Origin of the sequence: Aeromicrobium sp. CnD17-E (assembly GCF_024124745.1) — a bacterium.
Classification (GTDB): Bacteria; Actinomycetota; Actinomycetes; order Propionibacteriales; family Nocardioidaceae; genus Aeromicrobium.
On the sequence record NZ_JAMXRU010000108.1, the window covers coordinates 1 to 10,047 of the forward strand.

Below are 10,047 nucleotides of genomic sequence, written 5' to 3' on the forward strand. Positions count from 1 at the left end.
AACCCGCGCCGCAGTGCCGCGACCACGGCGTCGCTGCTCGTCGGCGTCACGCTCGCGACGGCCGTGCTGACCGGCATGGCGAGCGCTCGCGGCGCCCTCGACGACGAGCTGAAGGTGCAGTACCCCGTCGACGTCGCGCTCACCGGCTCCTCGGCCCTGCCCGACGACGCGCTCGACCGGGTCGACCGGCTCGACGGCGTCGACCGGGCGAGCCTCGTGCCTGGGGTGCGAGCCGAGCTGCCGGGCGCGGGCGTCGTGCCGGTGCTGGTCCCGGGCGGCGCAGCGCGGGAGCTGACCCGCGACCCGTCCACCGTCGAGGCGCCACGCCGCACGCTGTTCATCCCTGGCGCGGTCGCGACGACGATGGCCGACGGGGTCCCCGAGCGGCTGCGGCTCACCCGCGACGGACGCAGCGTCGAGGTGGCCACGCGGGTCGTCGGGAGCGAGTGGGGCTCGGCCGTGGTGGCCGGACCGGGGGTCGTCGAGGCCCTCGGGGGTGGCGCGACGCCGCAGGCCGTGTGGGTCCGCGCCGACGACGACGCCGACAGGGTGCGCCTCGCGGGCGAGGTCGGTGCGGTGGCGCGGGAGCTCGACCTGGGCGTCTCGAGCACGCTGGACAGCCGCGCGTCGATCGAGAAGCAGCTCGACGTGCTCACCTGGGCGGTGCTCGGGCTGCTGGGGATCTCGGTGGCGATCGCGCTCGTCGGCATCGCGAACACGGTGGGGCTCTCCGTGCTCGAGCGCGGTCGGGAGCACGCGCTGCTGCGGGCGCTCGGCCTCACCCGCGGGGAGCTGCGTCGCATGCTCGCGGCCGAGGGACTGCTGCTCGCGCTGGTGGCTGCCGTGCTCGGCACCGTGGTGGGCGTCGCGTTCGGGTGGGTCGGCACCGTCTCGGTCGTGACGGCCGCGGTGCAGGACGTCCCGCTCGTGACGCCGTGGGGCGAGCTGGCCGCCGTGGTCGGCATCGCCGCCCTGGCCGGGCTGCTGGCCTGCGTCGTGCCCGCCCACCGGGCCGCGAAGGTCGCTCCTGCCGAGGGTCTCGTCCTCGACTGAGTGAGCCCCCGACCCCCTGAGCGTGACGTTTCGGGCCCTGTCCCGGGGTTTTCGGGCCGCAAACGTCACACTCAGCGGGGAGGGGGCGGGGAGGGGGCGGTCAGGGCGGGTCAGCCGGCCCACCAGCCGCGGGAGGACCAGCCGCCGTCGTCTCCGAGGCCGCTGCCGCCACCGCGGCGGGTGCCCAGGTAGGACTCGACGACGGCGACGCCGAGGTCGTCGAGCTCCGGCGCGACCACCGAGCCGTCGACCTGGCGTGCCATCTGGTCGATGAAGCGGGCGAGCCCCGGGTCGTCGCCCAGGCGGAAGAACGTCGTGCGGGCGCCGAGGCGCATCGACGCCTCCAGCTCGCGCACCGACAGCGCGATGGTCACGGGGTGGGGCGGGTAGCTGAAGTACACCTCGCCCGAGGACTCCAGGTGCGACGTCGGCTCGCCGTCGGTGACGATGAGCAGCACCGGCTGGGCGTTGGGGTGCTTGCGGAAGTGCCGGTTGGCGAGCAGCAGCGCATGGTGCAGGTTGGTGCCCTTGGCGTACTGGGCGTCGAGCGCGGTGAGCTGTTCGATCTCCATCGTCTCGGCGTGCCGGCCGAAGGCGATCAGCTCGAGCGCGTCGCCGCGGAAGCGGGTGCTGACGAGCGTGTGCAGCGCGAGGGCGGTGCGCTTCATCGGCACCCACCGGCCGTCCATCGCCATGGAGAACGACGTGTCGACGAGCAGCGCCACGCACGCCTGGGTGCGCTCCTCCGTCTCCTGCACCTCGACGTCGCCGATCTGCAGCCGCACGCCGTCGCGGGCCATCGACGCGGGCGACCCGCCCTCGCCGACCGCGCGGACGACGGCGTTGGTGACCGTGCGGGTGACGTCCCACGGCTCCGTGTCGCCGAACTCCCAGGCGCGGGTGCCGCCGGACCGCTCCCCCGCGGCGCCCGACGCGCGCGTCTCGCGCTGGCCGCGACGGCCGGAGATGGCGCTGGCCACGTCGCGCAGCAGCGCCTTGCCGAGCTGTCGCATCGCCTTGGGCGTCAGGCGCAGCCGACCGTCGGTACCGCGCTCCATGACGCCGGAGTCGCGCAGGGCCTTCTCGAGCTCCTTCAGGGTGCGCAGGTCGACGCCGGCCTCGTCGCCGAGCTGGCGCGACAACGCCTCGAGGTCGACGTCGTCGAGCGTGGAACCCCGGTGCGACTGGGCGAGCTGCTCGGCGAGCGCGTCGAGGTCGGCGAGGTCCTGGAACACGCCCGTACCGTCGCCGAGCCCGAGGCCCTGGTCGCCGTCCATGGGCGTCGAGCCGCCCCAGTCCTCGCCGGGCCGCAGCGCCTGCAGGTGGCCGTCGAGCCGGTCGAGCGCCTCGGTGAGCTGCGGCGAGCCGAACGCCTGGTTCGACAGCTGCATCAGCTCGCGACGCTGCTCGGGCGTCATCGAGTTCATCATCCGCTGCGCCGCGGCCGACCGCTGCGCCAGGGCGTCGAGCAGCTCGTCGAGGTTCTCCGGACGCTCGGGGAAGTGCTGGCCGTGCTTGGCCATGAAGTCGTCGAAGTCGGTCTGCGTGTCGACGCCCTGCTGGCGCTTCTCGAGCAGCCCGTTGAGGTCGTCGAGCATCTCGTTGACGGCCGCGCGGTCGGCGTCGGTGGCGTTCTCGAGCGCGTCCTTCATGCCCGCGAAGCGTTGGTCGAGCATCTCGCGACCGAGCAGGTCCTTGATGCGCTCGAAGTCCTCGCGTGCCTGCGAGGACTGCCAGTGGTAACCGTTCAGGTCGCGCACGGCGGCGGCGGGCGACGGGGACACGTTGTCGAGGGTCAGCTCGGCGAGGGCGCGGTCGCCGTCATCGAGCTCGACGTCGCGGGCGAGCTGCTTGCGCTCCTCGAGGAGCGCGCGGTCGAGCAGCTCGCGCACCTCGCGCAGCGTGCCGTCGAGGGCGTGCTGACCGACCAGCTCGCGACGCCTCTCGGCCACCCGTCGGGCGAGGTCGTCGAGACCGCGCTGGTCGGCACCGCCACGCCGCAGGAACTCCTGCAGCGCGTGGTCGGGCGAGTAGCCGGCCATGACGTCCTCGCCGATGGCGTCGAGCGCCTCCCGCACGTCGACGGGCGGGGCCAGCGGGTCCGGCCCGTCGACGTACGCGCCGTACCGGGAGGCACGGCTCAGGCGACGGTTCTGGCGACTCACGAGCTCACCCGTAGACCGTCTCGCCGCCGGCGGAGTCCTTGCTGATCCGCCGGGCCAGGAACAGGCCCTCGAGGGCCAGCTCGACGGCACTGGCCCGCTCGCCGTCGTCGACCCCGCCCTCGATGCCCGCGCCGACCCGCTCGCACACCTGGTCGTAGACGTCGGACTCGCCGAGCTGGGGGAGCCCGGCGAGGAAGTCGCGCGCGCTGACCTGCTCGCCGGTGGCCACGAGGGACCCGCCCTCGAGCGCCTCCACCAGCACCCCGAAGTCGATGCCCGTGAACAGCCCGCGCACCGTCTCGGCGGTGGCGGTGCGCAGCAGGTGGTCGAGGACGAGGTCCTCGCGGCCCTCCTCGCCGGACTCGAACTCGATCTTGCCGCCCAGCACGTCGACGGCGGTCTCGAGGTCGACCGGCCGCGCGACGGCGTGGGGCTCGCCCTGGCGGGTGGCCCGGTGCAGCGCGGCGGCGGCGATGGTCTCGGCACCGGCGATCGCGAAGCGCGCGCTGACGCCCGACCGCTGGTCGACCGCCGACGACTCGCGCAGCGCACGCGTGAAGCGGGCGAGGACCTCGATCAGCTGGTCGGGCACCGTCGCGACGAGGTCGGCCTCCTGGCGGATGACGGCGATCTCGTCGACGAGCTGCGTCGGGTAGTGGGTGCGGATCTCGGCGCCGAACCGGTCCTTCAGCGGCGTGATGATGCGTCCGCGGTTGGTGTAGTCCTCGGGGTTGGCGCTGGCGACGACGAGCACGTCGAGCGGGAGCCGCAGCACGTACCCGCGGATCTGGATGTCGCGCTCCTCCATCACGTTGAGCATCGCGACCTGGATGCGCTCGGCGAGGTCGGGCAGCTCGTTGATGGCGACGATGCCGCCGTGGCTGCGCGGGATGAGCCCGAAGTGGATCGTCTCGGGGTCGCCGAGGCTGCGTCCCTCGGCCACCTTCATCGGGTCGACGTCGCCGATGAGGTCGGCGACGCTCGTGTCGGGCGTGGCCAGCTTCTCGGCGTAGCGCTCGTCGCGGTGGCGCCACCGGACCGGCAGGTCGTCGCCGAGCTCCTCGGCGCGCCGGATGCTGGCCACGGTGATCGGAGCGTACGGGTGCTCGCCGAGCTCGGAGCCGTCGATGACCGGGGTCCACTCGTCGAGCAGTCCCACCATGGTGCGCAGCAGGCGGGTCTTGCCCTGGCCGCGCTCGCCGAGGAGCACGACGTCGTGGCCGGCGATGAGCGCGCGCTCGAGCTGCGGGACCACGGTGTCCTCGAAGCCGTGCAGCCCGGGCCACGGGTCGCGGCCTTCCGCGAGCGCGGCGAGCAGGTTGTCGCGGATCTCGGTGCGCAACGGTTTGTGCACGTGGCCGCTGGCGCGCAGGGCGCCGACGGTGTCGATGGTCGGGCGTGGCGTCGGTCCAGACATGGTGTCCTCAGGCATCGATGCTCGACAGGTCGCCGTAGCGGTCGCCGCGGACGGCGTCGCGGGGCACGGCCGTCTCGAGGTCCTCGACGACGTCGGACGTCAGCTCGACCTCCAGGGCGCCGTGGTTCTCCTCGAGGTAGGCCACCCGCTTGGTGCCGGGGATCGGCGCGACGCCAACGCCGTCGCGGCCGGAGCGGCTGAGCACCCAGGCGAGCGCGAGCTGGCCGGACGTGCAGCCGAGCCGTTCGGCGATCTCGCGCACCTTGGCGACCAGCTGCAGGTTCGACTGCAGCGCCTCGCCCTGGAAGCGCGGGAAGTAGGCGGTGGTCCGGGAGTCGGACTCCTCGAGGTCGGTCTCGGCGGTGATGGCGCCGGTCAGCAGACCTCGACCGAGCGGCGAGTAGGGCACGAGACCGATGCCGAGCTCGCTGAGGACGCCCCAGATCTCGTCCTCGAGGTGACGCGTGAAGAGGGAGTACTCGGTCTGCAGCGCGGTGATCGGGTGGACCGCGTGCGCGCGCCGGATGGTCTCGGCGGAGGCCTCCGAGAGGCCGAGGTGACGCACCTTGCCGGCCTGCACGAGCTCGGCCATCGCGCCGACGGTCTCCTCGATGGGGACGGTCTTGTCGACGCGGTGCTGGTAGTAGAGGTCGATGTGGTCGACGCCGAGACGCTGCAGCGACGCGTCGCACGCGGAGCGCACGTACTCGGGCTTGCCGTTGACGCCGAGGCGGGTGCCGTCGGGCAGCCGCTCGTTGCCGAACTTGGTGGCCAGCTGCACGGCGTCGCGACCCTGGCTGCTGGAGGCGATCGCCGAGCCGACGAGCTGCTCGTTGGTGAAGGGGCCGTACATGTCGGCCGTGTCGAGGAAGGTGACGCCGAGGTCGAGCGCGCGGTGGATGGTGCGCGTGGCCTCGGACTCGTCGCGGGTGCCGTAGAACTCGCTCATGCCCATGCAGCCGAGCCCCAGCGGCGAGACGTCGAGCGGCGCGGTGGTGCCGAGCGTGGTGTGCGTCGTGGTCATGGGTACCAGTCAACTCCTGCGCGGCAAGGTTGCACGTCGGGACGACCGGCGGGCGGCACGTCAGGCCCGCGACGACCGCATGCCCTCGCGCTGCTGGAGGGCGGGGTCGGCGCGCAGCGCGGCGTACTCCGCCGACTCCACGGGCACGAGGGCGACCCGGCCCTGGGCGTCGTGGTGGACGCCCCAGCCGTACCGCTTGACGAGGGGCGAGGCGCGCAGGCACGGCTGGCCCTTGGAGAAGAAGGTGTCGCGGTCGATGCCGCGACGCTCGCCCTGGGAGAGGTAGACGACGTCGTCGGACGTGTACCGGTAGGGCGCGTCGGCCAGGAGGTCGTACTGCAGCCGCGCGACGCTCGGCGTGGCCCGCTCGGGGGGCACCTCCGCCGACGTCGCGGGGCAGTCGGGCGCCACCGACGTGAAGGTGTCGTGGTTGTTCGTGGTGTGCACGGGGCCTCCCGGGGTCTCGCTGCACTCATCGTGCACCCGCCCACCGACGGGAATCCACCCTCAGGCGCGAGGGGCCCAGGCGGGGTCGCGTCCTATGAATCCGACGAACCGGTCCTGCACGGACGCGTCGTCGGGCACGGGAACGGCCGGGCCGTACTGGCCGGAGCCACGCAGCAGGTCCTCGATCGGCTGCATGCCGGCGAGCATCGCGGCGCAGCGGTCGGGGTCGAGCTGGACGTCCTGGCCGCTGGCGCGGGCGAGGTCCCACGTGTGCATGAAGACGTCGGCCGTGTAGAACTGCGCGACGGCCTGGTCGAGCGGGTGCGTGCCGACGTGCGGGTGGGTGAAGGATCGGTCCGCGTCGGGGGCGTCGAGGAGCGCCTGCACCGCGTCCGCGTGGTCGCGCCAGGCCTCGGCGGGGTCGGCCGGTCGCGGGTCGGCCGTGCCGAGCGCGACGCCGCCGGCGGACAGGAACGCCGGCAGCCAGGTGACCAGGTGCACGACGACGTCGCGGGCGGTCCAGCCCTCGACCGGCGCGGGCGCGTCCCAGTCGGCCACCCCGTCGGCGACGGCGGTGAACCCGGCGGCGACGTGCCGGTGGTCGGTGGCCGGTGTGCTCATGGCGGCCCACGCTAGACCGCGGCCGGGGTCGTGGCCATACTGCGGCCATGAGCCCCGACGACGTCGACCCGTTGCTGGCCGGGCGCGCCGGGCTGGGCTACGCCGAGCTGGACGACTGCGCGCGCCGGCTGCGCGACCTCCTGGTCACCACGGCGGAGCGACAGATCGGCAGGCCCCTGCTGCACGAGTTCGCCATCGACGTCGACACCGACCCGGTCCTGCGGCTCAGCCCGCCTGCCGGGTACCGCCGACCGGCGGCCGGTGCCGTGTCGGTGCGCGTGGTCGTGCAGTCGCGGACGTCGAGCGCGGCGCGGCTCGGGCTGCGGGTCACCGTGTGGCCGGCGCTCGGCGGGGCCGACGTCGTCGACCTGCTGGTGGTGCGCGAGGGTGCCGCCGCGCCCGACGGTCACCTGCTCGAGGTGCGGGTCGACGAGGTGCACCCGGAGCCGACCGAGAGCCTGCAGCGACGGGTGAGCGACGTCGTGGCCCGCCAGGTCGCACTCGTCGTGAGCGACCTCAACATCGCGATGCAGCGCAACCTCGCGAACCCCGACTGGGACGGCGGCGAGCTCGGCTGACCACCTCACCGAGCATGGTCCTGGACGGACGACTAGGTTGGCCGTCATGCGCCTCCTCGACCGCGCCCCCGTGCGCGCCCTCCTCGTCGCCGCCACCGCCACCGTCGTCCTGACCGCCTGCGGCGGCAACGACTCCGACTCCGACTCCTCGGGCTCCTCGTCCTCCTCGGCCAGCTCCTCGGCCGACGGCAGCGAGTCGTCCGCCCCCGCTCCCACCGCGAAGCCGGCCGACGGCGAGCGCATCGAGGCCGACGGGTTCAGCTACTCCGTGCCCGAGGGCTGGAAGGAGAACAAGGGCGGGGCGGGTGCCGCCCTGAGCCTCGCCATCGACGTGACCGACAAGGACGGCTTCGCCGACAACGTCAACGTCGTCTCCGACCCGACGATCGTCAACGTCAAGGGCAAGCAGCTCGAGGACGCGCTCGTCAAGGTGCTGGAGAACGCGGACGCCCAGGACGTCGAGGTGCGCGACCCGCTCACCATCGACGGCCAGGAGGCCGTGCACTCCACCGCGGTGTTCAACCTCAACGGCAACGAGTACCGCGTCGAGCAGTACACGCTCGCCGTCGACGGCAAGGGCTACGTGATCACGTTCTCCCACAACAAGGACCTGTCGGAGGCCGACCGCGACGCCGTCGACCAGTCGATCCTCGCCAGCTGGTCCTGGGCCTGACGCTCAGCGACCGCAGACGGCCGACCCGGCCGTGCACGCAGGGCAGCGCACCATCTGCCGCACGCACGCCGGGTCGGCGCAGTCGACGACGTCGCGGCTCGGCGTGCCGCACGTGTCGCAGCGACCCACGACCTTCGCGTCGGGGCTGAACTCGACCGTCGTGCGGGCGTCGAAGACGTACATCGACCCCTCCCAGAGCCCGGTGTCGCCGAAGGCCTCGCCGTAGCGGTGGATGCCGCCGTCGAGCTGGTACACGCGCCGGAACCCGCGGCTGCGCATGAGCGGGGTGAGCACCTCGCAGCGGATGCCGCCCGTGCAGTACGTGACCACGGGCCGGTCCTTCAGGTCGTCGTAGGCGCCGGAGTCGAGCAGCTCGACGAACTCGCGCGTGGTCTCGACGTCGGGACGCACCGCGCCGGCGAAGCGGCCGACCTCGGACTCGATGCGGTTGCGACCGTCGAAGAAGACGACGTCCTCCGCCTCGACCAGCGCGTGCAGCGCCTCGGGGCTGAGGTGCTCGCCGCCGCCGACCACGCCGTGCGGGTCGACGGCCAGCTCGTCGGCGGCGCCGAACGTGACGACCTCCTCGCGCACCTTGACCGAGAGTCGCGGGAACAGCGCCGTCGTGACGCCGTCGTCGAGCGCGCGCCCCGCCGACCACTTCACGTCGGCGCCGCGGAACGGCGCGTACTCGCGCAGGCCCCGGACGTAGCGCTTGAGGGCGTCGAGGTCGCCACCGAGGGTCGCGTTGATGCCGTGGGACGACACGATGACCCGACCGCGCAGCCCCAGCGATCCGGCGAGGCTCAGCTGCCACACACGGATCGCGTCGGGGTCGGGCACGGGGGTGAAGACGTAGAACAGGATCACCTTCGGCACGGCCACGTCGACGATTGTCCCTGACGGGCCACGCGGGTCAGAGCAGCCAGGTCTCCTGCGCCTCGGGGTCCCAGCGACGCACGCCGGCGACGCGACCCTCGCGCTCGCGCTCGACGTCGGCCAGCGCGGACAGCGCCGCGGGCAGCAGGCCGACGTCGAGCCGCTGCGCGAGCGTGACGTGCGGCGTCCAGGCGTCGGGACGCACGTGCCCGAGCACGCCGGGCTCGTCGCCGACCACGTCGAGCACCCACGCGTGCAGGTCGAGCAGCCCGGCGGACACCACGACCGAACGGGCCAGGACGCACCGGCCGGGGCGTCCGGGGAGGACGAGCAGTCCACCGAGCCGCAGGGTCGGGAGGTCGGCCGGCACCGCGCCGGCGAGCCGGGCGTCGGCGTCGGCACCGATCCGCTCGGCGACGGCGAGCGTGACGTGCGGGGCGTTCGAGGCACCCGTGTGCCGGGCCTGGCTGGGGAGCCCCGCCGCGAGGAGCCGCGCCCACTCCTCCCGGACGCTCGCGTCGAGCACCGGGTCGAGCAGGGCCTCCACGGACTGCAGCACGGGCCCAGCGTGGCACGCTGGAGCGGTGACCGCGCTGCACGAGCTCGACGCCCACGCGATGGCCGAGGCGATGGCGACCGGGGAGACCACCTCGGTCGAGCTGGTCGAGCACCATCTCGCCCGCGTCGAGCAGCACGACGCGACGCTCGGCGCGTTCGTGACGGTCACCGCGGACGCCGCACTGGAGGCCGCGCACGCCGCCGACGCCCGCCGACGCTCGACGTCGGCCCGCGACCTGCCGCCGTTCCTCGGCGTGCCCACGGCGTTCAAGGACCTGACCCCGACCGCGGGCGTGCGCACCACGCTCGGGTCGCGGCTCATGGCCGACCACGTGCCCGACGTCGACGCGCACGTCGTGACGCTCGTGCAGCTGGCGGGGTTCGTGAGCCTGGGCAAGACCAACACGCCCGAGATGGGGCTGTCGTCGTACACCGACAACGACGTCGTGGGCCCGGCCCGCACGCCCTGGGACCCGTCCCGGACGGCGGGCGGGTCGTCCGGTGGCGCCGCTGCCGCCGTGGCCGCGGGGCTCGTGCCGCTCGCGCAGGGCAGCGACGGCGGCGGGTCGATCCGCATCCCGTCGAGCTGCTGCGGCGTGTTCGGCTTCAAGCCGAGCCGCGGGCGGGTGAGC

Annotated in this window: 11 protein-coding genes; 4 read left to right on the forward strand and 7 right to left on the reverse strand. The window is 73.7% G+C overall.

From position 1 onward, the window contains the following. On the forward strand, window positions 1-1,053 hold a 1,053-nt coding region (locus NH339_RS15390), incomplete at its 5' end, for an ABC transporter permease (RefSeq protein ID WP_253026898.1). A 110-nt stretch (window positions 1,054-1,163) separates the two neighbouring features. Here the strand turns inward: NH339_RS15390 and NH339_RS15395 are convergent. The 5 genes from NH339_RS15395 to NH339_RS15415 are packed head-to-tail and all read right to left on the reverse strand — an operon-like array spanning window position 1,164 to window position 6,727. After that, complete coding sequence (locus NH339_RS15395) at window positions 1,164-3,218, reverse strand: VWA domain-containing protein (protein WP_253026900.1); 2,055 nt, start codon at window positions 3,216-3,218, stop codon at window positions 1,164-1,166. 4 nt (window positions 3,219-3,222) lie between these two features. Next, window positions 3,223-4,650 carry a sigma 54-interacting transcriptional regulator gene (locus NH339_RS15400; RefSeq protein ID WP_253026902.1) on the reverse strand — a complete coding sequence of 476 codons (1,428 nt, stop codon included), beginning with the start codon at window positions 4,648-4,650 and terminating at the stop codon, window positions 3,223-3,225. Next, window positions 4,643-5,659, reverse strand: coding sequence for an aldo/keto reductase (locus tag NH339_RS15405; RefSeq protein WP_253026904.1), 1,017 nt, complete (start codon window positions 5,657-5,659; stop codon window positions 4,643-4,645). Before NH339_RS15405 ends, NH339_RS15400 begins: the two co-directional genes overlap by 8 nt. Window positions 5,660-5,719: 60 nt before the next feature. Then, window positions 5,720-6,106, reverse strand: coding sequence for a DUF6157 family protein (locus tag NH339_RS15410; RefSeq protein ID WP_253026906.1), 387 nt, complete (start codon window positions 6,104-6,106; stop codon window positions 5,720-5,722). A gap of 60 nt (window positions 6,107-6,166) precedes the next feature. Continuing rightward, window positions 6,167-6,727, reverse strand: coding sequence for a TIGR03086 family metal-binding protein (locus tag NH339_RS15415; RefSeq protein ID WP_253026908.1), 561 nt, complete (start codon window positions 6,725-6,727; stop codon window positions 6,167-6,169). Window positions 6,728-6,774: 47 nt separating this feature from the next. Between NH339_RS15415 and NH339_RS15420 the strand changes: the two genes are divergently transcribed. Together NH339_RS15420 and NH339_RS15425 are read left to right on the forward strand one after the other, a co-directional pair. Beyond that, window positions 6,775-7,305, forward strand: a complete 531-nt coding sequence (locus tag NH339_RS15420; protein ID WP_253026910.1) for a hypothetical protein — start codon at window positions 6,775-6,777, stop codon at window positions 7,303-7,305. Window positions 7,306-7,351: 46 nt separating this feature from the next. Then, window positions 7,352-7,978, forward strand: a complete 627-nt coding sequence (locus NH339_RS15425; RefSeq protein ID WP_253026912.1) for a hypothetical protein — start codon at window positions 7,352-7,354, stop codon at window positions 7,976-7,978. 3 nt (window positions 7,979-7,981) lie between these two features. Here NH339_RS15425 and NH339_RS15430 read toward each other — a convergent pair whose 3' ends face one another. Next, window positions 7,982-8,863 carry a rhodanese-related sulfurtransferase gene (locus NH339_RS15430; protein ID WP_253026914.1) on the reverse strand — a complete coding sequence of 294 codons (882 nt, stop codon included), beginning with the start codon at window positions 8,861-8,863 and terminating at the stop codon, window positions 7,982-7,984. A gap of 31 nt (window positions 8,864-8,894) precedes the next feature. Then, a complete protein-coding gene (locus NH339_RS15435; RefSeq protein ID WP_253026916.1) occupies window positions 8,895-9,416 on the reverse strand; it encodes a 2'-5' RNA ligase family protein in 522 nt (173 codons plus the stop codon). 25 nt (window positions 9,417-9,441) lie between these two features. Here NH339_RS15435 and NH339_RS15440 point away from each other — a divergent pair. Continuing rightward, the coding region (locus NH339_RS15440; protein WP_253026918.1) for an amidase at window positions 9,442-10,047 on the forward strand (606 nt) is incomplete at its 3' end.

Excerpts from the sequence above, each read along its gene's own strand:
- NH339_RS15400 (WP_253026902.1), bottom strand. The coding sequence starts at position 4,650 with ATGCCTGAGGACACCATGTCTGGACCGACGCCACGCCCGACCATCGAC.
- NH339_RS15405 (WP_253026904.1), bottom strand. The coding sequence starts at position 5,659 with ATGACCACGACGCACACCACGCTCGGCACCACCGCGCCGCTCGACGTC.
- NH339_RS15415 (WP_253026908.1), bottom strand. The coding sequence starts at position 6,727 with ATGAGCACACCGGCCACCGACCACCGGCACGTCGCCGCCGGGTTCACC.
- NH339_RS15420 (WP_253026910.1), top strand. The coding sequence starts at position 6,775 with ATGAGCCCCGACGACGTCGACCCGTTGCTGGCCGGGCGCGCCGGGCTG.
- NH339_RS15425 (WP_253026912.1), top strand. The coding sequence starts at position 7,352 with ATGCGCCTCCTCGACCGCGCCCCCGTGCGCGCCCTCCTCGTCGCCGCC.